This is a genomic window from Trinickia soli (genome assembly GCF_002879855.1).
Classification (GTDB): Bacteria; Pseudomonadota; Gammaproteobacteria; order Burkholderiales; family Burkholderiaceae; genus Trinickia; species Trinickia soli.
On the sequence record NZ_PNYB01000023.1, the window covers coordinates 46393 to 71509 of the forward strand.

The window sequence follows — 25117 nt, forward strand, 5'->3', positions numbered from 1 at the left end:
CCTAACCGAATCAAAGTCTTGGCGAACGCATAAGCGGATGGGCAGCATGTGCGGGGCTCGCCGGTTTCGAAGCATAACTTTTGGCGGGTCGCGCGATGCGTCGACTTGTCCCGTTTACGTCCACATCGACTTCACAAGCATCCCGCCCGCGAATCAACCGCTTATCCACAGCCCGCGGTGGAAAACTGCCGGGGTTTCCGATTCGTCAGTTAGATGGCTCACGCGGGACGGAGGACGCCCTGACGCAACGCGCGCAGCAGGTAGCGGGCGGGATCCAGCGCATCGGCGAGATCGCGTTCCATCGGCCATGGCTCTCCTTCGAGTTGAGCGGCAACGAGTTCGGCGCCGAGCGAAGCCCAGACGAGGCCGCGGGAGCCGAACGCGAATGCGCCGTAAAGGCCAGGCGCGCGCGGCAAGTCCGGGAGCCTTGCGCCGCGCAGCGCATCGGCTTGCTGCGCGCTGGCGTGTTCGTCGCCGAGCGAACCGATCATCGGCAGGCGGTCGCTCGTGACGCAGCGGAACGCCACGCGGCCCGTGAGCCGTGTGGGATCGAGTTCGGACGCGCCGGCGCAGCGATCGAAACCGGGCAATAGACCTGCAAGACGCACGAGGTTCTCGGCGTGGCTGCCTGCGCGCAGCTCAGCGCCGGCGTCGTCGACGTCGTAAGTCGCGCCGGTCAGCAAGCCGTCTGGGAGCGGCGCCGCGTAGCCCTCGCCGATGATCGGCAGCCGCAAGGCTGGAGAAACCGACTGTGGCAGGCACGTCAGTTGGCCGCGCACGATGCGGGTCGGGGCATAGCGCAGCCCGGCGAGGCGAGCGGCATCGTGTGCATTGGCGAAGGCGACGACACTGGCGCGAGCGATCACTCCGCCATGCGCGTCCCACACGGACCAGCCGTTGTGTTCGCGTTCGATTCGCTGTGCCTCGACGCCTGTGCGCCATTCGATCGCATCGTTGGCAGACGCGATCAGTGCCGCGCACAGCGCCCCGGGATCCAGTGCGCCGCCTCGCGGATAGAGCCAGCCGCCGCGCGCGACCGGCACGCCGGCCGCTTCGCGCGCCTGTGCCGCCGATACGGATTGGACGAGTTCGTGCGGGTAGCCGAACGATGCAATCGCTTCGTCGAGCGCTTGTGCCTGTTCGCCGTCGTCGGCGATTTGAAGCAGGCCGTCGCGGCTGCGCGCGAACGCGTGGCCGGCTCGTTCGAGCGCAGCCCAACGTGCCAGCGCGTAGAGGAAGCCGCTCCGGGTGATTCTCGATGCGACGCTGTCGTCGCGCGAAAGCAGTGGATGAAATACCCCGGCCGGATTGCCCGACGCTTCACAGCCTGGCCGCGCGTGACGCTCGACGAGCGTGATGCGCCAGCCGCGCACTGCCAGCCGCTGCGCCAACGCGCAGCCGGCCAGCCCGGCACCGACGATGATCGCGTGGCGTTCACTCGCCTCGAAAGGCAGCGGCGGCTCATGGCGACGCACGCGCCAGCGCGGGGCGAAACGGCCGACGAGCATCGCCCGCTTGCTTGCGAAACCCTCCTGCTTTGCGCAGTCGAACCCTGCTTCGTCAAGCCCGCGCCGCACATGTCCGGCACAGGTGTAAGTCGCGAGCGTCGCGCCGTCGCCGGCCAGCCGGGCCAAGGTTTTGAATACGGCCGGCGACCACAATTCCGGATTTTTGGCGGGAGAAAAGCCGTCGAGATAAAACGCATCGGCCCGCAGACAGAGCTTGGGCAACAGTTCGAGTGCGTCGCCGAAGGCGATCGTCAAGGTGACGCGACCGTCTTCGAACTCGAGCCGATGTAAGCCCGGCGTGAGCATCGGCCAAGCCTCGGCCAATTGCGCGGCGAGCGGGCTGAGCGTCGCGTCGGACGCGAGACGCGCATAGAGCGAGCGCAAGTCCTGAGCGCGAAACGGGTGCTTTTCGATCGAGACGAATGCGAGCCGTTCGCAGCGATTCGGGTCGGCCCGCCAGGCGGCCCAGGTCGCGAGAAAGTTGCCGCCGATTCCGAAGCCCGTCTCGACGACGGTGAACGAGCGTCGCCCATGCCAGCGCCCGGGTAGTCCGTTACCGCGCAGAAAGACGTGCTCGGCTTGGGCGAAGGCGCCGGCCGCGCTGTGATAGATGTCGTCGTATGCGGGGGAAAACGGCGTGCCGTCGTCGCGGAAAGCCAGAGTGGCGGGAAGCAGCTTGGAGCTCATCGGCAAGCGGAAAGTATGGGAAATGCGGGTGCGCTAAGCTAAGGGGCAACCCTAAGGGGGCTGGCGGAAGCACGGCAAAACAGTCGCAAACCTATACTGGACAAGGGTTTGCGGGCGTTGGCAAAATCCAACGACAAATCGTACTTATGTCGCGAGGCCCTTGGCAGCAGGGGTTCGCGAGTACGACAATGCTCAAACCCAGCGCCGACAAGGCTCGCCAGCGCTAAATTGTTTGGAAGCCTTGCCGTTATTGGGTTTGCGCTGAGCTATCATAGCAAGCGCCGCACGGCCGTACCGCCAGGGGGTTCAGCGTGTCCGAGCGGCGCACGCTTCGCCACGGCTACTCGACGGCACAGCTTGCGTACGTATAATTCGGCGCGTTTGCGCTGTCCGTGTCACTTCAATCTGATAAAGAGGAACGTTAATGAACAAACAGGAACTGATCGACGCCGTCGCAGGTCAGACGGGCGCCAGCAAGGCTCAAACCGGCGAAACGCTCGACACGCTGCTCGAAGTGATCAAGAAGGCAGTGTCCAAGGGCGACGCGGTGCAGCTCATCGGCTTCGGCAGCTTCGGCTCGGGCAAGCGCGCGGCGCGTACGGGCCGCAACCCCAAAACGGGCGAGACCATCAAGATTCCCGCAGCCAAGACCGTCAAGTTCACGGCTGGCAAGGCATTCAAGGATGCCGTCAACAAGCGTTAAGCCGATATCGGGTTGACGTTCTGTCGACACCCGCCTCAGGCGGGTTTTTTTTCGTCGATGCTTTCGTCGATAGATTCGGCATGGTTCGGCGAGCCCCGACGCGGGCTCGCATGAACCCGGCTCAATGGACGATCTGACCTTCGTCGTCGCCCTCGTGATCGTCGGCGTCCACATCCCAGTTGGGAAAAGGGTCGGGCATACGCTGCCAACCCTGCGGACCCAGCGCGTACTCCTCGTCGCTGAGCAGGCAAGCGTCGAGCTTCGCGCGCCAAAGCCGGGCGTCGAGCCCCACGCCGATCAGCACGAGTTCCTGGCGCCGATCGCCGATGGCCGCATCGTCGGGCGAACCGTGCCAATCTGCCGCGATTTCGGCGGCGAGCTCGTCATCGTCGGGCCACTCCTCGCGCGGCTGCGCGGCCCACCACATGCCGGCCGGCCCATGGCGGCAGACTCCCCCGGCCTGCGAGAGCGAGCCGGCGACATCATGGCGCGTGGCCAGCCAGAAGAAGCCTTTGCTACGCAGCACCCCTTGCCATTCTTCGTGCAGCAGGTTCCATAGCCGCTCTGCGTTGAACGGCCGGCGCGCACGATAGACGAAGCTGCCGATACCGTATTGGTCGGCTTCGCTGACATGCGAGTGGCCCGCATGATCGTGTTCGTGATCCTCGATGTGCTCGTTCGCATGCTCGAGCGACGCAAGCCAACCGGGCGCGCCGGCAGCGGCCTCGAAGTCGAAGCGCTTCGTATCGATGACTTCCTCAAGCGGCACGGCGCCGAAGCGGCTGACGATCTGAATCGCGCGCGGATTGAGGCGCGCCAGGATATGAGAGAGCCGCTCGAGCGCGTCGGCATCAACGAGATCGGCTTTATTCACGACCAACACATCGCAAAACTCGATCTGCTCGATCAGCAGTTCGACAATGGTGCGGTCGTCGTCTTCGCTCGCCGCGAGACCGCGCTCCGCGAGCGCCTGCGCCGAACCGTAGTCGCGCAGGAAATTGAACGCGTCGACGACGGTGACCATCGTGTCGAGCCGCGCGATCTCGGCCAGTGTGTGGCCTTCGTCGTCGGTGAACGCGAAGGTTTCGGCGATCGGCATCGGCTCGGCGATGCCCGTCGATTCGATCAGGATGGCGTCGAAACGGTCTTCTTCGGCGAGCCGTCGAATTTCGGCCAGCAGGTCGTCGCGCAGCGTGCAGCAGATGCAGCCGTTCGAGAGCTCGACGAGACGCTCTTCGACGCGCGAGAGCGACGCGGCGTCTCTGACGAGCGCGGCGTCGATATTGACCGCCGCGAGATCGTTGACGATCACGGCCACGCGCAGGCCGGCGCGGTTCGCGAGGATGTGGTTGAGCAGCGTGGTCTTGCCCGCGCCGAGGAAACCCGACAGCACGGTGACGGGTAGAGGCGGATGGTTCATTGGAGTCGACATCGGTGAGGCGAAGGCGCAAAAAACGCCGCCGCATGAAAGGCGTAGGGAGCATTTTGCACCAAACGCCGTCACCTCACCCCGGTCCGGTCAATCGAAGGCCTAACGCGACGACAGCGATGACGATCGACTCGATTCGACAGCTTCGCGCGCGGAGTCGGCCTGCAGCAGCTTCCATTGCGAAAGGATGCCGATGATCTGATCCGCATATTGATCGCGCAACGACGGCGTTTCGGAGTGATAGGCGCCGACGGCCGCCCATGTGTTGCCGTACTTGTTCATCTTTTGCCGCAGATGCCATGCGGCGATGTAGACGCTCTTGCAGGGCTCCATCAGCGTGTCGGACGAGATGCCGTACCGCGCCAGTCCGGGCAGATGAACCGAATTGATCTGCATGAGTCCGTAATCGGTCGATCCGTTCGCATTCTTGTGCAAGGCGTCCGGATGATTGTGAGACTCTTGCCACGCGATGGCGCGCAGGATCAGCGGGTTGACCTTTTGGTAGCGCCCTGCTTCGTCGAAGCAGTCTGCGCGTGCGTTCGCGCATGCAAACGTCGCGACCGATACCGCCAGAATCAGAACTGTCCGTTTCATGGTTCGAGAGCCTTCGACGAGGTTTGTCGTTGTTCGTGGCGCGCCTGCTCGCCCCGCTCAGAGCAAGCTTCGCACAGGCAGGCTGGGGAAAACCCGGGCTTGCCGCTCGATTCAGTCGAAATTAATCGACCGTATGATACCGGATGCCGCTTGCGCGTCGTCGTTGGCCGGCCGACATGGTCGGACCGTGAGCGCGCCAACGCGCAGTGTGGCGGCAATAATATCGCGACAACCGCGATTGCCTGATCGGCGAGAGAGAAGTTTCCGACGTAAAAGCGAAGCTGCTCTCGGCGGTCGGTGATTGTTCATACACAAAAAACTGCTAATGTTCGTTTTCTCGAACGGCGGCGAGCATCGGACACCAAATACGACGAGGGCCGAGCGATGATCGCAACGGACGACCGCCGAGGGCAGGTACTTTCGCATTGAACCTTTATTCCATGACAAGAAATCGTATGGCACTGCGCCGCATCGCTACCGCGCTTTTGATGGCAGGGCTTATGGCCGCCCAGGCCGCGCACGCCGAAGTGACGTTGAACTTCGTGAACGCGGACATCGACCAGGTGGCCAAGGCGATCGGCGCCGCGACGAACAAGACGATCATCGTCGATCCGCGGGTCAAGGGCCAGTTGAACCTCGTGTCGGAAAACCCGGTGCCGGAGCAGCAGGCGCTCAAGACGCTCGAAGCCGCCCTGCGGATGCAAGGGTTTGCGCTGGTGCAGGACCACGGCGTGCTGAAGGTGGTGCCGGAGGCCGACGCCAAGCTGCAAGGCGCGCCGACTTACGTCGGCAATGCCCCGCAGGCGCGCGGCGATCAGATCATCACGCAGGTGTTCGAGCTGCACAATGAATCGGCCAACAATCTGTTGCCGGTGCTGCGACCGCTGATTTCGCCGAACAACACGATCGCGGCCTACCCGGCCAACAACACGCTCGTCGTGACCGACTACGCCGACAACGTTCGCCGCATCGCGGCCATCATTGCCGGTGTCGACAATGCGGCGGGCCAGCAAGTCGTCGTGATACCGCTGAAGAACGCGAACGCCCCTGATCTCGAGCCGCAGCTGACCAAGCTGCTCGATCCGGGCACGATCGGGAGTACCGATGCGACGCTGAAGGTGTCGGTCCTGGCCGATCCTCGTACGAATTCGCTGATGCTGCGCGCATCGAACAGAGCGCGCCTCGAAGCGGCGAAACGATTGGTCCAGCAGCTCGACGCACCCAGTTCCCAGCCCGGCAACATGCACGTCGTTCATTTGCGCAATGCGAACGCCGTGCAACTGGCCAAGACCCTTCGCGGGATGTTGGGCAAAGGCGGCGGCAGCTCGGGCGGTAGCGCCGAATCGAGCAGCGCCAATTCGTTCAGTCAAGGCAATTCGTCCGGCGCCGGTTCCACCGGCACGGCGGGTACGCCACCCCTGCCGTCCTCGTACGGCAGCTCGTCGCTGGGCGGCGGCAATCCAATGTCGGGTGGAGGATCGAGCTCGGGGTCCGGCCTCGGCGGTGGCCAGGGCGCCGCCTTTCTCGGCGAGAAGCAAGGCCAAAGCAGCGACGACAATCAACCGGGCGGCATGATCCAGGCCGATGCGGCGACGAACTCTCTGATCATCACGGCGTCCGATCCCGTCTATCGCAACCTGCGCGGCGTGATCGATCAACTCGACGCGCGTCGCGCCCAGGTCTACATCGAGGCGCTCATCGTCGAGCTGTCCGCTTCGTCCACGGCGAACCTCGGCATTCAGTGGCAAGGGGCGCTGCTGTCGAACAACAATAACAACGTGCTTTACGGCGGTTCGAACTTCAGCAACTCGACAGGCACGCAAAGTATCGTGGGCCTGACGGGCACGGGCGCGGTGGTCGCGCAGAATCCGGCCACGGCCATTTCCACGCTCGGCGCGAGCAATCTGCTCAGCAACGGCTTGAACGTCGGCTTGTTGCACCGGTTCGGCAACATCTTCGGGTTGGGCGGCCTGTTGCAGGCGCTGTCGTCGTCCAGCGACGCGAACGTGCTGTCGACGCCTAACCTCATCACGCTCGACAACGAAGAAGCGAAGATCATCGTCGGCCAGAACATCCCGGTGCCGAGCGGTTCGTACGCGACCTCGACCATCACCACGACGGGCAATGTCGGTGCGTTCAACACGTTCGATCGCGAAGACGTCGGCACGGTGCTGCACGTGAAGCCGCAGATTACCGATGGCGGCCTGCTCAAGCTGCAACTCTATACGGAGGTGTCGTCGGTCAACCAGGCCAGTCTGTCGAACTCCGCGGCCAACGGCGGCGTCACGATCGACAAGCGCTCCGTATCGTCGACGGTGCTGGCTGACGACGGCGAAATCATCGTGCTCGGCGGCCTGATGACGGACAACTACTCCGGCGGCAATCAAAAGGTGCCGTTGCTCGGCGATATCCCCTGGATTGGCCAGCTGTTCCGCTCCGAGAATAAGGTTCGGACGAAAGACAACCTGATGATCTTCCTGCGGCCGATCATCGTGCGCGATCAAGAGGACAGCTCGTCCATCGCCATGAACCGCTACGAGTTCATGCGCGCCCAGCAGCAAGGGTATTCGACCGACAATCGCCTCATCAAGGACAACAACGTGCCGGAGATTCCGCCTCCCCCGCCAGGGCCGAGTCAAGGCGCCGTGCCGTCGCAAAATCTGTTCGATCTGTCGCGGTTCACGCGCGACAAGCGTTCGCAGGGCAATGCGCCCGCGCCCGCCCAGCAAGGCGCGCCCGTTGCGCCGGCGCCCGCCACCACGACGCCGGTTCCCGCACCGGCGCCGGGCAGCTCAGCCCCCGTTTCGTCTGCGCCCGGCAGCCCGGCGCCCGGCAGCGGCGTCGGCGGCGCACAACCGGGCGTGGCTTGGGGGGGCCGTCCGTGAGCACGCACACGGGGCCGCTGCCGGGCGCACTGGAACGCGAAGCGCCCTCGCCGCTCGCCGCGCGGCTCGTGCCTTACGGGTTTGCGCGCAACGGGCAGATCCTGGTTGCGCATCAACGCGCGGAAGGCATCGAGGTGTGGATCAGCGACCGCACGAGCGACGCGGCATTGGCTGAAGTGGCGCGCAATTTCGGCGCGCTCACGGCTGTGCGCCTGCCCGCCGCGGAACTCGCGCAAGCGATCAACACGGCCTATGAGCGCAACGACGGCAGCGCAGCCCAGGTCGTCGGCGAAGTCGAGGGCGAAGTCGATCTGTCGCGGCTCATGCAAGACATCCCGGAAGTCGAGGACCTGCTCGAATCCGAGGACGATGCGCCGATCATCCGGATGATCAACGCGCTGCTCACGCAGGCGGCGCGTGAGCATGCATCCGATATTCACATCGAGCCGTTCGAGAACGCTTCGGTCGTGCGCTTTCGCGTCGACGGCACCTTGCGCGACGTCGTGCGTCCGAAGAAGGCGCTGCACGGCGCACTGATTTCGCGCATCAAGATCATGGCGCAGCTCGATATCGCCGAAAAGCGCCTGCCCCAGGACGGACGCATCACATTGCGCGTCGGCGGGCGCGCAGTCGACGTGCGCGTCTCGACGCTGCCCACAGGCCACGGCGAGCGCGCGGTGCTGCGTCTGCTGGAAAAGGACGCACAGCATCTGAATCTCGAAGCGCTCGGCATGGGTCCCGATACGCTCGGGAAATTCGACAAACTGATTTCGCGGCCGCACGGCATCGTGCTTGTCACGGGGCCGACCGGTTCGGGGAAAACGACCACGCTCTACGCCGCGTTGTCGCGACTCGAAACGGCCACGACGAACATCATGACGGTCGAAGATCCGATCGAATACGACCTGCCCGGCATCGGCCAAACGCAGGTCAACGAGCGGATCGGCATGACGTTCGCACGTGCCTTGCGCTCGATCCTGCGGCAGGACCCGGACATCATCATGATCGGCGAAATCCGCGACCTGGAAACCGCGCAGATTGCGGTGCAAGCCTCGCTGACGGGCCATCTCGTGCTTGCGACGCTGCACACGAACGATGCAGCTTCTGCCGTCACACGGTTGACCGACATGGGCGTCGAGCCGTACCTGCTGGCGTCGTCGTTGCTCGGCGTGCTGGCACAGCGGCTCGTGCGCCGGTTGTGCCCCGTCTGCAAGGAAGAACGCGTCGAAGACGGCCGTGCGCAATGGCATCCGGTGGGCTGCGACAAGTGCGCCAAGTCGGGCTATTCGGGGCGGCGCGGCGTCTACGAGCTGCTCATCATCGACGATGCGATCCGCACGATGGTCCACCACAATGCGGCCGACGCCGAGATCCTTGCCGCGGGCCGTGCGCAAGGCATGCGCACATTGCGCGAGGACGCCGACCGCTGGTTGGCTTCGGGCCTCACTTCGCTCGAAGAGGTGATCCGCGTGACGGGCGGGGCCTGACCGATGCCGGCCTTTCGCTTTGAAGCGATCGATACGGCGGGGCGCGCGCAAAAGGGCGTGCTCGACGCGGATAGCGCGCGCTCGGCACGGGCGCAATTGCGCACGCAAGGGCTGACGCCGCTCGTGGTCGAGCCCGCCGGCAGCGCCGCGCGCGGCGAGCGAAGCCGGCGTCTCGCGTTGGGCCGCAAGCTATCGACGCGCGAGCAGGCGATCCTGACGCGTCAGCTCGCGAGTTTGCTCACGGCCGGTCTGCCGCTCGATGAAGCGCTCGCCGTTTTGACCGACCAGGCCGAGCGCGACTACATTCGCGAACTCGTCGCTGCAATTCGCGCCGAGGTGCTGGGCGGCCATTCGCTCGCCAATGCGCTCGCGCAACATCCGCGCGATTTTCCGGATATCTATCGTGCACTCGTCGCGGCCGGCGAACATACGGGCAAGCTCGGCCTCGTGCTTTCCCGGCTGGCCGACTACATCGAGCAGCGCAATGCGCTTACGCAGAAGATCGTATTGGCGTTCACCTATCCGGCCATCGTTACGCTGATCGCATTCGGCATCGTCACGTTTCTGCTCAGCTACGTCGTGCCCCAGGTCGTCAACGTTTTCGCGAGCACGAAGCAGCAACTGCCGTTTCTGACCGTGATGATGATGGCGCTGTCGGGATTCGTCCGACATTGGTGGTGGGCCATTCTCCTCGGCGTGGCGTTCGTCGTTTATGCGGCGCGCGCGATTTTGTCGCAGGCGGGGCCGAGGCTGTCGTTCGACCGATGGGTATTGACGGCGCCGCTCGCGGGCAAGCTCGTGCGAGGCTACAACACGGTTCGTTTTGCGAGTACTCTCGCGATCCTGACCGCGGCCGGCGTACCGATTCTGCGCGCACTGCAGGCGGCAGGCGAGACGCTCAACAACCGGGCGATGCGCGGCAATGTCGACGACGCGATCGTGCGCGTGCGTGAAGGCACGTCGTTGTCCCGTGCGCTCGGCAATACGAAGACGTTTCCGCCGGTGCTCGTGCATCTGATCCGTTCGGGCGAGGCCACCGGCGATGTGACGACGATGCTCGACCGGGCGTCCGAGGGCGAGTCGCGCGAGCTCGAGCGGCGGACGATGTTTCTGACGAGTCTGCTCGAGCCGCTGCTGATCCTGGCGATGGGGGGCATCGTGCTCGTGATCGTGCTGGCCGTGATGCTGCCGATCATCGATTTGAACAATATGGTGCAGTAGCGCTGGACGGTAGTGGCGCGGGCGCGTTTCGTGGGTCGCGCCGCGCGCGGTCCGGGCAGATGATGAGGCCGCGACGCAGTGACGCAGTGAGGGTTAGCGCACGTAAATCGTGGGCCCGCCCGCATTGGGCGCCAGCGGGATTTCCGAGCGTACGCCGTCGTGATCGATCACGATCGAGCGGGCGCGGACCTCGGAGAGCGTCGTGCCGTCGGTGATCTTGCTGCCGAGCGAAATGGCGCGGGCCGGTTCGTCGCCGACACCGACGATCGCGGCGGCGCCTTCCCGCAGCGAGAGAATGCCGACGAGCTTGATGTTGCGGTTGACCTCGCGCGTGAGCTTGCCGCCGAAGAGCAACGAGGCGTCTTCGACGGAAACGCTCGGCGCGACGGCGGCCGCTTGCGGCGGTGGCGCGGGATGCGCGGTAAGCACGACGATCCAATAGGTCAGCGTCGCGCAAAAAACCGCGAACAGCGCGAACGACAGCAGGCGGATTTGGAGAGTATTCATGCGCGCCATTGTACGGTCTATTCGCAGGTTTGCACGGTCGTCGAACCCTGACCTGCGACCCCATTACAATCGGCGGCGCGATGCGAGGCGCGTCGTTGCGCTTCGCCGACAATTTATCGAAAGAGGTAGGGAATGATGCAAATGTGGAACCAACGTCGTACCGAAATGGCAACCCAGCGTGCGCGACGTCAGCGCGGCTTTACGCTGATCGAAATCATGGTCGTGATAGCGATCCTCGGCATTCTCGCCGCGTTGATCGTGCCGAAGATCATGAGCCGCCCCGACGAGGCGCGTCGCGTGGCGGCCAAGCAGGACATCGGCACGATGATGCAGGCGCTCAAGTTGTACCGGCTCGACAACGGACGCTATCCGACCCAGGAACAAGGGCTGCGCGCACTGATGGAGAAGCCGGGCACCGATCCGATCCCGAACAATTGGAAAGATGGCGGCTACCTCGAGCGCCTGCCGAACGATCCGTGGGGCAACGCCTATCAATACCTGAATCCGGGCGTACACGGTGAAATCGACATCTTCAGCTACGGCGCGGACGGCAAGCCCGGTGGCGAAGGCAACGACGCCGATGTCGGCTCGTGGCAGTAGTTCCGCGCACGCCGTGCGCGATGCGATGCCGCGTCTAGTCAAAACGCATTACCGACGATGATGGCCATGAACGGCGGAATCGGTTCGCCTTGCGCGCGCCAGGGGCGGCTCCGGGCGCGCGGCTTCACGCTGCTCGAGATGATGGTCGTGCTCGTCATCGCGGGGCTGCTCGTCTCGCTCGCATCGGTTTCGCTCACGCGCAATCCGCGAACCGATTTGAACGAGGAAGCGAAGCGTCTTGCGTTGCTGTTCGAAACGGCATCCGATGAAGCGCAAGTGCGTGCGCGCCCGATCGCCTGGCAGCCCGTGACGGGCGGCTATCGATTCGATATGCGCACCGAGGACGGGTGGCGGCCGCTGCTACGCGACGATCTGTTGCGTCAGCGTGGATGGGAGGGCGGCGTGACCGACGTGACGATCGATTACCCCGGTTCGGATCTCCACCCCGAGCGCGTGGTGTTTGGCGTGGAAAGCATCGGGCAGGCCGTGACGGTCACGCTCTATTCGGCTGTCGGTCGTGCGACCATCGTCGGCACCGGCAACGGCCGCTATGAGGTTCGCTGACAATGCGCTCCCCTATGGTTCGTATCGTTCGAGGCACGCCGTGCGCGAGCGGCTTCACGATGATCGAGGTGCTCGTCGCGCTGGCCATCATCGCCGTCGCGTTGGCGGCTTCGCTGCGAGCGGTCGGCATGTTGGCGAACGACGAGGCCGACCTGCATCGGCGGTTGCTGGCGGGATGGAGCGCCGACAATGCGCTGACGGAACTGCATTTGTCGCGCGTCTGGCCGGAGATCGGCACGCAGACGTTCGATTGCTCGCAAGGCAACCTGCCGTTGACCTGCACCGAGCGCGTGAGCGCCACGCCCAATCCCGTGTTTCGTCGCGTCGAGGTGTCGGTTTCGACGCCGGGGCATGCGGGCAGCCTCGCTCAACTCGTGACGGTGGTCGCCAATGAAACGAACCGTGCGCTGTGAGACGAAGCGCCCCGCGCGGCGCGAACGCGGTTTCACGCTGATCGAGCTGATGGTCGCGATCGCGATCCTGGCCGTCATCGCCGTCCTTTCGTGGCGGGGGCTCGATCAGATCATGCGCGGCCGGCAGGCGATCTCGCGTGCGATGGAAGACGAACGCGTATTCGTGCAGCTGTTCGATCAGCTGCGCGTCGATGCGCGGCAAGCGGCGACCGACGACGAAGTCGGGCAGCCGGCCGTCTCGGTGACGGCCAACGGGCTGCAGATCGTGCGCGCATTCGGTCTCCCCGGCGAAGCGCCGCGTCTGCAGGTGGTGCGCTATCAGGTTGCCGAAGGGCGCGTGACGCGCTATGCATCGCCGCCCGTTGCGACGGTCGGTCAATTGCGGCGAACGCTCGCCGCGTCGAGCGGCAGCGGCGACTGGAGCGCGGTGTCGCTCATCTCCGGCGTCGGCAAGATCACTGCGCGCCTTTACGTGCCGCGCGTCGGTTGGACGACGCAAATGGGCGACGTGACTGCCGAGATCGCGCGCAACGACAACAATCTGAAAGTGCCGCAGTTCGGCAATGCACCGCTGCCGCGCGCGGTGACGGGCCTCGAGGTATCGATCGGCGCGCCGTCGCTGCGCGTGCCGGTTCGGCGCATGTTCCCGGTCGGAGAATGACGATGCGCGTGCGACTCGCTCTGCCCAAACGTACGCGGCCTGCCCCTTCCACGCGGCCGGCGCTCCTGCGGCGCCAGCGTGGGGCCGCCATCATCAGCGCCTTGCTCGTCGTGACGCTGTCCGCGCTCCTCGTCGCGGGCGTGCTTTGGCGTCAGCAGGTGCAAATCCGGCGGATTCAGAATCAACGGCTGCTCGCGCAAGCGCAATGGGTCGCGCGCGGCGCGGTCGACTGGACGCGCCTGATTTTGCGTTCGGAGGCGGATACGGCGCCGACCGTCACCTATCTCGGCGGCATTTGGGCCGTGCCGATCGCCAAGACGAGGCTCTCGGACTTCCTTGGAAAAACGGGCGCGGCCGATGCTGCGGAGGGCGCTCAAACGTATCTGTCGGGGTCGATCGAGGACGCCCAGGCGAAGTTCAACCTGCGCAATCTCGTCTCGATTCCCGCGCCCGGTGCGCTGCAGATCAACCAGCAGGAAACGGCCGCATTCGCGCGGCTACTGGCGCTGCTCGGGTTGAACGGCGGCCTCGCTAAAACGGCCGCATTGCACGTGCGCGCATCGTTGATGCAATCGGCCACGCGTTTTCAGGTGCCGCTCGGCAACCGGCTGGGCAACCGGCTCGGTTCGGCCGGAGAACCGGCACAACCGTCGGCACAACCGCAAGCGGGCGACACGGTGGGCGGCGATAACTTCACCGACAAGCCGGGTCTCGCCGATCAAGACAACGAGAATATCGACGCCGAGCCGTTGCAGTTCACGAGCGTCGATTCGCTCTTGAACGTGCCCGGGTTCACGCCGGATATCGTGGCGAGGTTGCGGCCGTTCGTGACCATTTTGCCGACGCAAACCCCTGTCAACATGAATACCGCGCCGGCCGAAGTGGTGGCCGCGATCGTGCCGGGCATGTCGCTCTCGAGCGCGCAGTCCTTAGTGTCGCGACGCGAAAGCGTGTACTTTCTCAATGCGGCCCAGGTGCAGCTCGCGCTGCAGGGCACGGGTGCGCTGCCCCCCGGTACCGACATCAGCCAGATTCCCATGGACGTGACGACGAGCTATTTTCTCGTTCATGGGCGTGTGCAGCACGAGCGCGCCGAGGTGGACCGCACGACGCTCATTTATCGCGACCCGCTGACGCACACGACGCGCGTCGTGCGTGTGCGCGATCAGCTTTAAGCAGCCTTGAACCAGGAGAGAACGGGCCTTGAGCACGTTGATCGTCTTACTGCCGCCGCGAGATCCGGCGGTGCCCTCGCAGGAATGGCAGCTCCCCGAGATGCCGTTCGTGCTGCTCGACAAGAGCGGGCGCAAGGAACGCACCGGGCGCGCCGCGCTCGCGTTCCTGCCGCGCGCGTCGACGACAGTGCTGATCGTCGCCGCCCGCGACATGTTGATGCTCGCCACGACGCTGCCGCCGTTGAAGGGGCCGCGTCTGAAGCAGGCATTGCCGAACATCGTCGAGGACTACCTGATCCAGGACGCGCAGACGTGTCATATCGCGCTCGATCCGCAGCCGCTCGCTGACGGCAGACGCATGCTGGCCGTGATCGACCGCGGCTGGTTCCGATTCATCGTCGAGGCGTTCAATGCGGCCGGGCACCGGAGCCTGCGCGCGGTGCCCGTCACGCGCTGCCTGCCGGCGCCGGTCGCTCCCGAGACTGCGGCCGAAGTGGCGCGCGTCGATGGCGAAGGCGCCGTGGCAGGCGACGCGAGCCAGCAAGCGCGGCAGATTGATGGCGCGGCGCCGCTTGACGCCGGATCGCTCGTCGCGGCCGTGCTCGGCACGGTGGCGCAAACGGCGCCCGCGATTCTCGCCGATGCGCTGCTTGCCGCTACGCCGGAGCCGGCGCTCGTGGACAACACGGAACCGCGCGTCGAGCTCGCCCTTGCGCGCGGGATGCACGGCGAAGGGCTCGCGGTGCCGCTCTCGGCGCTCGGCACGACGCTTGCGGCGTTGGCCGGCGGGGCGAACGTGACGGTACACGAGCTGACCGGGCTACCGGGAGGCGAACCGACGCTTGCCGGCGAAGCCGTACCGGCGCACGGCATACACGTGGGCGTTGCGCCGCTTCCTTTCGACGTGCTGGCGCGCAATGCGCTCGTTTGCACCTTCGATCTATGCCAGTTCGAGTTCGAGTCGCGTCCATGGCGGCTCGATCGTGCGACGCTGCGCCGGCTGCGTCTGCCGATCTCATTGGCGGCGGCGGCGCTCCTCGTTGCCGTGATCGGCGCGAACGTGCAGTGGATGATGCTCGCGCGCGAACGGGACGCGCTGACCGCGCAAATGACGGAATTGCTGCTCAATGCATTCCCGAAGACGACGGTCGTGCTCGACCCGCCATCGCAAATGACGACGCAGCTCGAGCATCTGAGGGTGGCCGCCGGTGAGCTTTCGCCGAGCGATTACCTTTCGCTGGCGGCGCGTCTCGATCGTTCGCTCGGCGCCGTCCCCGTGAACGGCATCGCCGCACTCGATTATCACGATCGCAGGCTCGACGTCACGTTCAAGCCCGACGTGAAGCCCGATCCGGCGTTCGCTCAACGGCTGGCTCAAAACGGGCTCGCGGGCGAGATCGACACGAACACGGGCAAATGGGTCATTCGAAATGGGGGCGGCCAATGAACCTCGGCGCACTGAGCGATGTGTGGGCCGGCTTTTGGGAGCCGCGCACGGCGCGTGAAAAACTGCTGCTGACGTGGGGCGGCGTGGCCATCGGCGTTGTCGTCGCCTACTCGATTTTATGGGCGCCGGCGCAACAGGGACGCGCGCATCTGCGCGAAACACTGCCCGCGATGCAGCACCAGATCGCACAGATGACGGCGCAAGCGGATGAAGCGCGCGCGCTGGCGCCTGCCGCGCAAGGCGTCGCACCGACGGGCGGCGCCTTGCGCGACGCACTGGCTGCGTCGCTGACGCAGGCTGGCATCGCGACGACGCAGGTGCGCCTCGCGGGCGATGCGGTCCAGATCGAAGCGAAGAACGCGTCGTTTCCGGCTTGGACCATGTGGGTCAACGACGCGCGCAAGCAATTCAAGGTGCGCGTGATCGAACTGCATGCGACGGCGCTGAAGGTCGACGGGCAGGTCGATCTTGCGGCTACGCTGCAACCGGCCACGGCGCCCGCGAGGTCGTCGCAATGACGGCGACGTTCGCCAAGCGCGCCACAGCGCTGCGTGGCGTGGCGGTATGGCGCAGGCTGCGAGGTGGTGCATGAACCGGGGTGGGCGGCGCTTGCTCGCCGCTTTGCCGTGGTTGGTTATCGCGCTGGTGTCCTGCGGCGTCACGCTTCTTGTCATGATGCCGGCCGCATGGATCACGCCACAGTTCGCGAAAGCGACCCAGGGGCACGTGAATTTGATCGAGCCGTCAGGCTCCGTCTGGCACGGCTCGGCCACGCTCGTCCTGGCTGCGGGCAGGGACGCCGGGGCAGGCACGCTGCTGCCGGGGCGCGTGCAGTGGCAAACGGCGTTTTGGCCGCTGCTGACGGGCCGCCTCAGTATGCGCATGCAGCAGGTTCCGGCGATGCCCGAGGCGATCGCCGTCGCCGCCGCGCCGCATTCAGCAACGATTTCAGCGGGGGAAATCGCAGTGCCGGCCGCGTTGCTGGCTGGACTCGGGGCGCCGTTCAACACGCTCGATCTGCAAGGCGCCGTGCGGCTCGGGTGGACGCCGTGGCGTCTGCTCGGTTCCCGCGCATATGGGCAACTCGTCATCACGCTGACCGACATGAGTTCGCGCGTGTCGCCCGTCAAGCCGCTCGGCTCGTATCGCGTGGCGTTTCAATCGGAAGGCGACCATTCGACGATCGATCTGTCGACGCTGCGCGGCCCGTTGATGCTGAGCGGGCATGGCACAGTGGCGGCCGATTCGACGTCGTTCCATGGACAAGCGAGCGCCTCCCCCGAAGCGCGCAACAACCTCGCCGGACTGCTGAACCTGCTCGGACGTCCGACCGGCGACGGTACCGTCGCGCTCGACTATGTGCGCTGATCATTCACTCGCGCGCGGCGGGTGAGGTCAAGGCGGCCTGCCGCGCCTGCCCCGGCCCCGCCGCGACCGGCATCGGCGCGCCCGCAGCCGGCGCTGCCACGCTGCCGTCTTCGCGGTCCATCTGTCCGACGCTCCATCCGCCGCCCAGTGCCTTCACGAGGCCGACCGACGAGACCATCCGCTGGCCGCTCAGGCTCGCGAGCTTTTGCTCGGCGGAGAACGCCGTCGTCTGGGCCGTCAGTACGTTGACATAGCCGACGGTGCCGGCTTTGTATTCGTTCGTGACGATCGCGAGCGCTTGCCTGGCAGAATCGACGGCTTGACGCTGGACGACGATCTCCCGAGCCAGAATCCGCTGCGACGCCAGCGCGTCTTCGACTTCCTGGAACGCGCCGAGCACGGCCTGCCGATACACCGCCACCTGCTCGTCGTACGCTGCGCGTGCCGCTTGCGTTTGCGCGCGCCGCAAGCCGCCGTCGAACAAAGTCGCGGCCAATTGCGGGCCGACGGTCCAAAACCGCGACGGCAGCGTAAAGAGCTGCGACAGCACCGAGCTCTGAAACCCGCCCTGAGCCGACAAGGTCAGCGACGGAAAGTAAGCCGACATGGCCACGCCGATCTCCTCGTTCGCCGCTGCGGCACGCCGCTCGGCCGCCGCGATATCGGGCCGGCGCTCGAGCAGGACCGACGGCACGCCGACCGGTACAGAAGGCGGTTCGGCGTCGAGCGGAATCGGCGGAAGGGAGAAGGTCGACGCGCTTTGGCCGACGAGTACCGCGATCGCGTGCTCATCCTGGGCGCGCACGACGCCGTTGTCGAGCGCGGCGGCCTGGGCCGACTGCAACTGCGTTTGCGCCTGAATGACGTCGGAGCGTGCGGCAACACCCTGCGCGTATTGGTTCTGCGTCAGTTTGAGCGATTGCGCATAAGCGGCGACCGTATCGTCGAGCAGCTTTTGCGTTGCGTCGAGCGCCCGTAGCTGAAAGTAGGTCTGCGCAAGCGTTGCTTGCGCGGACAGCCGCGCATTCGCGAGATCGGCCGCCGCACCCTGCTGCCCCGCCCGCTGCGCGGCTACGGTGCGGCTCACCTTTCCCCAGAGGTCAGGTTCCCACGACGCATCGAGCGAAGTATCGAAGGCGTTGCCGATGCGAGCGGAGGAGCCTGTCGTGCCGCCAGCCCCGCCGCCCGAGAATCGCTGTTCGGAGCGCGACGCGCTGGCCGACAGGCCGAGCGTCGGGAAATAGGCAGCGCGCGCTTCGCCGACGAGCGCGCGCGCTTGCCGGTAAGCTGCCGCATATTGCGCAATCGTCTGATTGTTCGCGTTCAGTTGCTCGATCAGCGCCGTAAGCCGCGCGTCGTCGTAGATCGACCACCAAGGCCCGCGATCGGCGCGATCGGCGGGCTCCGCCACTTTCCAGCCGGCCGGCGTTTCCTTGTACGTCGCCGGCGCGCTGGTGCCGGGACGATGGTAATCGGGACCGACGGCGCAACCGGCCGCCGATACCACCGCCGCCGCAACGGCAAGCATGCTGGCAAGACGAGCCGTCCGCGGGGAAGCGGCGAATGAGAACGAGCGATGAAGCGGCATGCGGGCAACCGTCCGATGTGATGCGCCCGATGGTAACGCACGGTGTGCAGCCGCTGGGTTACGGGAGGTTACGGCTGTCATGAACCTCGAAGCAGCGCTTTCAACGAGATACAAGCCTCAACCATCATTGCATACAAAAATATTGACACGGCAAGCAATTTTGTCCATATTGGCGCCGAACCCAAACACCGGGCGGGCGCTTGACGAGGTCGTCCGCTGAAGCACAAGGAGAATGCGTATGGCGAACGCGCCTTCCGCGGCGGCCGGCCAACCGGCGAGTCCCGCACCGCTCAAAGGCGGCACGCTGGCGCTGCTGACGATCGGCTTGGCCTTCGGCACTTTTATGGAAGTGCTCGACACGTCGATCGCGAACGTGGCAGTTCCCACGATTTCAGGCAGCCTCGGCGTCGCAACGAGCGATGGCACATGGGTCATTTCGTCGTACTCCGTGGCCGCGGCGATCGCGGTGCCGCTGACGGGATGGCTCGCACGGCGGGTGGGCGAAGTGCGGCTGTTCACTATGTCGGTACTGGCCTTCACGATTGCGTCTGCCTTGTGCGGGTTGGCCGCGAACTTCCCTTCGCTGATCGCCTTTCGTCTCTTGCAGGGGCTCGTCTCGGGACCGATGGTGCCGCTGTCGCAGACGATCCTGATGCGCAGCTATCCGCCCCAAAAGCGCGGGTTGGCGCTCGGCTTATGGGCGATGACGGTGATCGTCGCGCCGATCTTCGGGCCCGTGATGGGCGGCTGGATCACCGACAACTACGCTTGGCCCTGGATCTTCTACATCAATCTGCCGATCGGCATCATCTCGGCCTCATCGGCGTACTTCCTGCTGCGCGGACGCGAAACGCAAACGTCCAGGCAACGCATCGACGCCGTAGGGCTCGGGCTGCTCGTCATCGGCGTCTCCTGCCTGCAGATGATGCTCGACCTCGGCAAGGATCGCGACTGGTTCAATTCAACTTTTATCGTCACGCTCGCACTGATCGCGGCGGTCGCCTTGGCGTTCCTGCTCGCTTGGGAGATCACCGAGAAGACGCCCGTGATCGACTTGTCGCTGTTCAAGGACCGCAACTTCGGACTCGGTGCGCTGATCATCTTCCTCGGCTATATGACGTTTTTCGGCTCGGTCGTGATATTTCCGCTCTGGCTTCAGACGGTCATGGGCTACACAGCCGGGCTTGCCGGACTCGCGACGGCGCCCGTCGGGTTGCTTGCGCTCGTGCTGTCGCCTCTGATCGGACGCAACCTGCACCGGCTCGATTTGCGCATGGTGGCGAGCTTCGCGTTCACGGTGTTCGCCATCGTCTCGGTATGGAACGGGACGTTTACGCTCGACGTGCCGTTCAATCACGTCATCCTCCCGCGCATCGTGCAGGGTATCGGCGTGGCCTGCTTCTTCGTGCCGATGACGACGATCACGCTGTCGAGCATTCCCGACGAGCGGCTCGCGAGCGCATCGGGACTATCGAACTTCTTGCGCACGCTCGCAGGCGCAATCGGCACGGCGATCAGCACCACCTTCTGGGAAAACGACGCGATCTACCATCACGCGGTGCTGGCCGAATCGGTCAACGCCTATTCCGCAAATACGACGGCCTATCAGCATGCACTCGGCACGCTCGGCATCACAGGCGATAGCGTCACTGCGCAGTTGAATGCGCTCGTCACGCAGCAAGGCTACATGATGGCGACCAACGATTTCTTCCGGATCTCGTGTGCGGCGTTCGTGCTGCTGGCCGTGCTTGTCTGGATCACGAAGCCCAAGCGTGGCAGCGGACCGGCGATGGCCCATTGACGTTCGGCGGTAGGCGCCGTGACGGGTGCCATTGCGCGTGCCGTGACGTGCGCGATGACGTGCGCCGTCATTGCGTGGTTTGCGACTGCGCCGCCCCGTCGCCGTCCGTCCCCGATTTGACGAATTGTTTGAAGCTCGCCGCCGCCTGCCACGGATTGGGCTTGCAGCCGACGAGCGGACGATCGCAGTGGGCCGCGAAACCGATCGTCGACGAGCCGTCGGGGTTGCGCGCGCGCGTGACCTGGAACGCGGGAGCGCCGCTGCCGCCTCCCGGGCCGGCCGTTTGAATGACGTCGGCGCTATCGGTCTGCAACGGGTATTGGGCGTGCTGGACGATCCATTGTCGAGCGCGCTGCCACCACAGCGAGCATTGATCGCCCCGACACACGAGCGGCGTCGTTGCGATCTGCATGGTTTCGGGTTGGACCTGATTCGTCGGCGCACATCCGGCGAGGAGCGCGCCAGCGATCGCGATGGCGGTCGCGCCTCTCGCTGTGCCTGCCTTCACGTTTCGCTTCGTGCTTGCTCTCGCGCTTGCCTTCGTCCTCATGCCGCCGCCCTCCGTCGTTGCCCGTTCGTGGTTCGACGCGCGTCGGGCGCAGTCGTTCGTTCGAAAGGCGACGTGCAGTGCGCACGGGTTCAGACGCTGAAGCGCTCCAGCGTGTAGTTGCGATAGTCGTGAACGAAATCGTCGAACGACGCACCGGCATCGCGCCGTTCGAGCTCAGCCTGCTCGGCGAGCGACTGCTCGGCCAGCGCCTTGAACGCGGTCACGGCGTCGCCTTCGAGGGGGCGCGCGCGGAAGTAAGCCGCATGTGCTTCGCTTTGAGCGAGGCCGAACGCGACGAAGCTCTGCCCGCGCTCACGCATCAGACGCAGCACGCGAGCCGAAGGCGTCGTCTCGGGATCGGCCAGCTTCGCGCGCTGGGCGGCCACCGCGGCCGCATAGTCACCGCCGCCGCGCAGCGAATCGAGCGCGCGTGCGGCCGTCTCGATTCGCTCGAACAATTCATCGGCCCAGTCGCGCAGCGAAACGGCACGGCCCTCGCGTACCAGCGCGAGGCCTGGCTTGCGGCCTTCGAGCGTCACGCTGCCGAAATTGGCGTTGGCCTCGGCATAGGCCTGCGGCGGCAGTGCCGGGCTATCGTCGAGCGCGCAGACGAGCAGGTAGGCATCGAGAAAGCGAGCCGTTTCCACACTGATACCGCAGGGTTCGAACGGATCGATGTCGAGGCAGCGCGCTTCGATGTACTGAATGCCGCGCGAGGCCAGCGCATGCAGCGGGCGCTCGCCCGAGCGCGTCACGCGCTTGGGCCGGATCGTCGAATAGAACTCGTTCTCGATTTGCAGAACATTGGTGTTGATCTGGACCCAGCTGCCCTGCCGATGCGTGCCCAGTGCCTCGTACGGCGGATACGGTTCGCTGACCGCGCGCGCGAGCGCCTCGAGATAGCCGGGCAACGTGTCGTAGTTCGGCTGCAATGCGGCTTGCGCCGTCGTGTTCGAGTAGCCGAGATCGCTCATGCGCAGGCTTGTCGCATAGGGGCGATAGAGCGTCGATTCGTCGAACGTTTCGAGCGAGTGCGCCCGCCCGCGCAGAAACGCGCGGTCGAGCGCCGGCGATGCGCCGAACAGATACATCAGCAGCCAGTTCGTGCGACGAAAATTGCGGATCAGCGCGAGATAACAGGCCGATTGGAAGTCGACGGCGCTGGCGGCACCCGAACGCTGTGCTTGGAGCAGCCGCCAGGCTTCTTCGCTCAGCGAGTAGTTGTAATGGATGCCGGCAATACATTGCATCGTGCGCCCGTAGCGCAGCGCAAGTCCGTGCCGATAGACGTGCTTGAGCCGGCCGATATTCGACGTGCCGTATTCGGCGATCGGAATTTGGTCGTCGGCCGGCAGCGGGCCCGGCATCGAGTTGTTCCACAACAGTTCGTTGTCGAGCTGCGCGTAGACGAAGCGGTGAAGCTCGTCGAGCCGTGCGATGACCTGCTCGGGCGTAGCCTCGGCCGGCGTGATCAGTTCGAGCAGCGCTTCGGAATAGTCGGTCGTCAGCGACGGATGCGTGAGCGCCGAGCCGAGCGCATGCGGATGCGGGGTCATCGCCAGCGCGCCGTCGTGCGTCACGCGCAGGCTCTCTTTCTCGATCCCCCGCAAACTACGCGCGAGCACGTCCCGCGCCGCCGGCGACGTCAACACCGACAAGCGCTGCACAAATGCTTCGGATTGAAGTGGTGTTTGGATATCTGACATCGAAGCCGATCGGACGCCGGACACGGACTCTTCGCCGGCATCGCGATGCAATTATTTTTGAGTAGCGGGCACTTTAACACCGTGCCGCGAAGCTCGCTTGAAGCCAGATCCGGCGCGGCTAGCCGCCGCGATTCGCGCCCGCGCGATCGGCGATCTCATTCCACAGATGCATGGCGGCATAGGCGCGCCAGGGGCGCCAGGCCTCGGTGCGCGCGCGCTGGGCGGGCGCGCGCGAGAGCGTCGGATCGCGCGCCGCGATCGCCTGCATCAGCACGAGATCGGTCGCCGGAAAGGCGTCGACGTCGCGCCATGCGCGCATCGCAATGTATTCGACGGTCCAGGGGCCGATGCCGGGCAGCGCGAGCAGCGCCGCCCGCGCTTCGGCCAAGGCCTGCGCCGGTACCCGGCTCGCATGGATGTCGTCGATCGGCGCCTCGCCGCCCGCCACCGCGCGCGCGACGCCCTGCAGCGCCGCGACGCGTTTGCCGGGCATGCCGATCTGTGCGAGGTCGGCGGCGGCCAGCGCGGCCGGGCTCGGGAAACGCCAGGCGGTGCCCGCGTGCGGATGATCGTCGATGCGTTCGCCGGCGCGCATGACGACGCGTCCGATCAACGTGGTCGCGGCCTTGACGCTGACCTGCTGCCCGACGATCGCTCGCACGACGAGCTCGAAGGCCGACCACGCGCCGGGCAACCGCAGACCCGGCGCAGCTGCGACGAGCGGCGTAAACCAGGGATCGCATGCGAGATGGGCGCCGATGGCTTTGGGGTCCGCCTCGACATCGAACATCGTGGCGACGTGCGGTGCGAGCGCCTCGGTGTGGCGGCTCGCCTGCCCTTCGACGGTGACGACCAGGCGGTGCCGGCGTGGATGGCGTGCGACCGCGAGCGTGCCGCTTGCCCCGTCCCACTCGATGGCGCGGCGGTAAATGCCGTCCTCGACGGCTTCGACACCCGGCGTCGCGCGCCCTGCGAAAAAGCGCAGCACGCGCGCCCAGTCGTACGGTGCCTTGAACGGCAGCTCGAAGGTGGCGGAAAGTGCGGCGCTCAAGCGACGTGATCCAGGTCGCGGGAAAGGTCGGCCGCGGCATCGCCCTCGAGCGGCGCCACGCCGGCGTGCCGCGCCTCCGCCTCGAGCAACGCTGCTTTGCGCGCAAGTCCCCAGCGGTAGCCGGCTAGTGCGCCGCCCTTTTGCAGGACGCGATGGCACGGGATGGCCAGCGCGATCGGGTTCGAGGCGCACGCGCTCGCCACGGCGCGCACGGCATTGGGTACGCCGAGCGCTGCGGCAAGTTCCGTGTAGCTTCGCCTTTCGCCGTACGGAATCTGCCGAAGCGCATCCCAGACGCGCTGCCGGAAAGCCGTCGTGCTGACGTCGAGCGGAAGATCGAAGGTTTCCCGTTGGCCACGCAAATACGCGTCGATCTGTTCGATGAACGGCGCAATGCGGGCACGATCTTCGACGAGCTCGGCCTTGGCGAACGCTTCGCGCAACGATCGATGGAGTTCGGCCGCATCATCTCCGAATGCAATCCGGCATATGCCCTTCTGCGTGGCCGCGACGAGCACCTGACCCAGCGCCGTAGCGGCGCTCGCGTAGTAGACGCGCAGCCCCTCGCCCTTCTTTCGGTACGCGGTGGGCGTCATTCCCAACTCGCCGGCGACGCTGTCGTAGAGCCGCGAAGGGGAGTTGAAGCCCGCGTCGAGTGCGGCGCGCGTGACGTCTTCGCCACGTTGCAACGCCTCGCGCAGCGCAGCGCCGCGCCGAGCGGCCTGATATTCGCGCGGCGATACGCCGACGATCCGCTTGAACAGCCGCTGCAGGTGAAACGGACTCACGTGAACGGCCTCGGACAGCTGCGCGAGCGTGAGCCGCGCTTGCGGATCGGCGTCGAGCGCCGCGCAGGCGCGTTCGACGATCGTCATATCGCGCGGCAGCCCGTCGGGGCGGCAGCGCTTGCAGGGGCGAAAGCCGGCCGCGCGTGCCTCGTCGGGCGTGCCGAAGAAGGCGACATTCTCCCGGCGCGGCAGGCGCGAGGCGCACGAAGGGCGGCAGAAGACGCCCGTCGTCGCGACGGCGTAGAAGAAGGCACCGTCAGCCTGCGCGTCGCGCGCGGCGACGGCCTCCCAGCGCTCGTTTTCCGTTTGATAGGCGGTGTTCATGATGTTTCCCCGGCATGGGTCGACTGGACGGTGTCAACTCTATGCGTCCCTGCATAGTCA

Annotated in this window: 22 protein-coding genes; 13 read left to right on the forward strand and 9 right to left on the reverse strand. The window is 65.7% G+C overall.

Annotated features, from left to right (window positions below; all coding sequences use genetic code 11):
- Positions 1 to 218 precede the first annotated feature (218 nt).
- A complete protein-coding gene (mnmC, locus tag C0Z19_RS22180; RefSeq protein WP_102611992.1) occupies positions 219 to 2195 on the reverse strand; it encodes a bifunctional tRNA (5-methylaminomethyl-2-thiouridine)(34)-methyltransferase MnmC2/FAD-dependent 5-carboxymethylaminomethyl-2-thiouridine(34) oxidoreductase MnmC1 in 1977 nt (658 codons plus the stop codon).
- A gap of 424 nt (positions 2196 to 2619) precedes the next feature.
- On the opposite strand from mnmC, the gene C0Z19_RS22185 reads away from it, so the two are divergent.
- Positions 2620 to 2898: an HU family DNA-binding protein gene (locus C0Z19_RS22185; RefSeq protein WP_074262967.1), complete on the forward strand. Its 279-nt coding sequence runs from the start codon at positions 2620 to 2622 to the stop codon at positions 2896 to 2898.
- A 121-nt stretch (positions 2899 to 3019) separates the two neighbouring features.
- Here C0Z19_RS22185 and C0Z19_RS22190 read toward each other — a convergent pair whose 3' ends face one another.
- Both C0Z19_RS22190 and C0Z19_RS22195 read right to left on the reverse strand, forming a co-directional pair.
- On the reverse strand, positions 3020 to 4318 hold the full coding sequence (locus C0Z19_RS22190) for a GTP-binding protein (protein WP_102611993.1): 1299 nt from the start codon (positions 4316 to 4318) through the stop codon (positions 3020 to 3022).
- 111 nt (positions 4319 to 4429) lie between these two features.
- A complete protein-coding gene (locus C0Z19_RS22195; protein ID WP_102611994.1) occupies positions 4430 to 4921 on the reverse strand; it encodes a lytic transglycosylase domain-containing protein in 492 nt (163 codons plus the stop codon).
- A 440-nt stretch (positions 4922 to 5361) separates the two neighbouring features.
- Between C0Z19_RS22195 and gspD the strand changes: the two genes are divergently transcribed.
- From gspD to gspF, 3 genes are read left to right on the forward strand one after another with little or no spacing between them, the layout of a single operon-like run.
- On the forward strand, positions 5362 to 7806 hold the full coding sequence (gspD, locus tag C0Z19_RS22200; protein WP_102611995.1) for a type II secretion system secretin GspD: 2445 nt from the start codon (positions 5362 to 5364) through the stop codon (positions 7804 to 7806).
- Complete coding sequence (gene gspE / locus C0Z19_RS22205) at positions 7803 to 9293, forward strand: type II secretion system ATPase GspE (RefSeq protein WP_102611996.1); 1491 nt, start codon at positions 7803 to 7805, stop codon at positions 9291 to 9293. The genes gspD and gspE overlap by 4 nt, the downstream gene beginning before the upstream one ends.
- 3 nt (positions 9294 to 9296) lie before the next feature.
- Entirely contained in the window at positions 9297 to 10514 is a 1218-nt protein-coding gene (gene gspF, locus C0Z19_RS22210) for a type II secretion system inner membrane protein GspF (RefSeq protein ID WP_102611997.1), read from the forward strand.
- A gap of 93 nt (positions 10515 to 10607) precedes the next feature.
- Here gspF and C0Z19_RS22215 read toward each other — a convergent pair whose 3' ends face one another.
- Positions 10608 to 11021: a general secretion pathway protein GspC gene (locus C0Z19_RS22215; protein WP_102612024.1), complete on the reverse strand. Its 414-nt coding sequence runs from the start codon at positions 11019 to 11021 to the stop codon at positions 10608 to 10610.
- A 135-nt stretch (positions 11022 to 11156) separates the two neighbouring features.
- Between C0Z19_RS22215 and gspG the strand changes: the two genes are divergently transcribed.
- The 8 genes from gspG (at position 11157) to C0Z19_RS22255 (ending at position 17249) form a co-directional block, all read left to right on the forward strand.
- Complete coding sequence (gspG, locus tag C0Z19_RS22220) at positions 11157 to 11621, forward strand: type II secretion system major pseudopilin GspG (RefSeq protein WP_102612025.1); 465 nt, start codon at positions 11157 to 11159, stop codon at positions 11619 to 11621.
- A 57-nt stretch (positions 11622 to 11678) separates the two neighbouring features.
- Positions 11679 to 12185 carry a GspH/FimT family pseudopilin gene (locus C0Z19_RS22225; RefSeq protein ID WP_102611998.1) on the forward strand — a complete coding sequence of 169 codons (507 nt, stop codon included), beginning with the start codon at positions 11679 to 11681 and terminating at the stop codon, positions 12183 to 12185.
- Positions 12186 to 12199: 14 nt separating this feature from the next.
- Complete coding sequence (gspI, locus tag C0Z19_RS22230; RefSeq protein ID WP_233196238.1) at positions 12200 to 12598, forward strand: type II secretion system minor pseudopilin GspI; 399 nt, start codon at positions 12200 to 12202, stop codon at positions 12596 to 12598.
- On the forward strand, positions 12576 to 13259 hold the full coding sequence (locus C0Z19_RS22235; RefSeq protein ID WP_102612000.1) for a PulJ/GspJ family protein: 684 nt from the start codon (positions 12576 to 12578) through the stop codon (positions 13257 to 13259). The genes gspI and C0Z19_RS22235 overlap by 23 nt, the downstream gene beginning before the upstream one ends.
- Before the next feature lie 2 nt (positions 13260 to 13261).
- Positions 13262 to 14434, forward strand: a complete 1173-nt coding sequence (gene gspK / locus C0Z19_RS22240; RefSeq protein WP_425330301.1) for a type II secretion system minor pseudopilin GspK — start codon at positions 13262 to 13264, stop codon at positions 14432 to 14434.
- Between the two features lie 28 nt (positions 14435 to 14462).
- Positions 14463 to 15881: a type II secretion system protein GspL gene (gene gspL, locus C0Z19_RS22245; protein WP_102612002.1), complete on the forward strand. Its 1419-nt coding sequence runs from the start codon at positions 14463 to 14465 to the stop codon at positions 15879 to 15881.
- Entirely contained in the window at positions 15878 to 16399 is a 522-nt protein-coding gene (locus C0Z19_RS22250; RefSeq protein WP_233196239.1) for a type II secretion system protein M, read from the forward strand. The genes gspL and C0Z19_RS22250 overlap by 4 nt, the downstream gene beginning before the upstream one ends.
- 70 nt (positions 16400 to 16469) lie before the next feature.
- The gene (locus tag C0Z19_RS22255) at positions 16470 to 17249 is read left to right on the forward strand and encodes a type II secretion system protein N (RefSeq protein WP_102612026.1); all 780 of its coding nucleotides are present in this window, start codon (positions 16470 to 16472) and stop codon (positions 17247 to 17249) included.
- Positions 17250 to 17253: 4 nt separating this feature from the next.
- Here the strand turns inward: C0Z19_RS22255 and C0Z19_RS22260 are convergent, their stop codons facing one another.
- On the reverse strand, positions 17254 to 18777 hold the full coding sequence (locus C0Z19_RS22260) for an efflux transporter outer membrane subunit (protein WP_102612004.1): 1524 nt from the start codon (positions 18775 to 18777) through the stop codon (positions 17254 to 17256).
- A gap of 298 nt (positions 18778 to 19075) precedes the next feature.
- Between C0Z19_RS22260 and C0Z19_RS22265 the strand changes: the two genes are divergently transcribed.
- Positions 19076 to 20638, forward strand: a complete 1563-nt coding sequence (locus tag C0Z19_RS22265) for a DHA2 family efflux MFS transporter permease subunit (protein ID WP_102612005.1) — start codon at positions 19076 to 19078, stop codon at positions 20636 to 20638.
- A 67-nt stretch (positions 20639 to 20705) separates the two neighbouring features.
- Here C0Z19_RS22265 and C0Z19_RS22270 read toward each other — a convergent pair whose 3' ends face one another.
- The 4 genes from C0Z19_RS22270 to ada form a co-directional block, all read right to left on the reverse strand.
- Positions 20706 to 21146 carry a hypothetical protein gene (locus C0Z19_RS22270; protein ID WP_102612006.1) on the reverse strand — a complete coding sequence of 147 codons (441 nt, stop codon included), beginning with the start codon at positions 21144 to 21146 and terminating at the stop codon, positions 20706 to 20708.
- A gap of 131 nt (positions 21147 to 21277) precedes the next feature.
- Entirely contained in the window at positions 21278 to 22894 is a 1617-nt protein-coding gene (gshA, locus tag C0Z19_RS22275) for a glutamate--cysteine ligase (protein ID WP_102612027.1), read from the reverse strand.
- Between the two features lie 118 nt (positions 22895 to 23012).
- Positions 23013 to 23945, reverse strand: coding sequence for a DNA-3-methyladenine glycosylase family protein (locus tag C0Z19_RS22280; RefSeq protein WP_102612007.1), 933 nt, complete (start codon positions 23943 to 23945; stop codon positions 23013 to 23015).
- Positions 23942 to 25057: a bifunctional DNA-binding transcriptional regulator/O6-methylguanine-DNA methyltransferase Ada gene (gene ada / locus C0Z19_RS22285; RefSeq protein WP_102612008.1), complete on the reverse strand. Its 1116-nt coding sequence runs from the start codon at positions 25055 to 25057 to the stop codon at positions 23942 to 23944. Before ada ends, C0Z19_RS22280 begins: the two co-directional genes overlap by 4 nt.
- Positions 25058 to 25117: the final 60 nt, after the last annotated feature.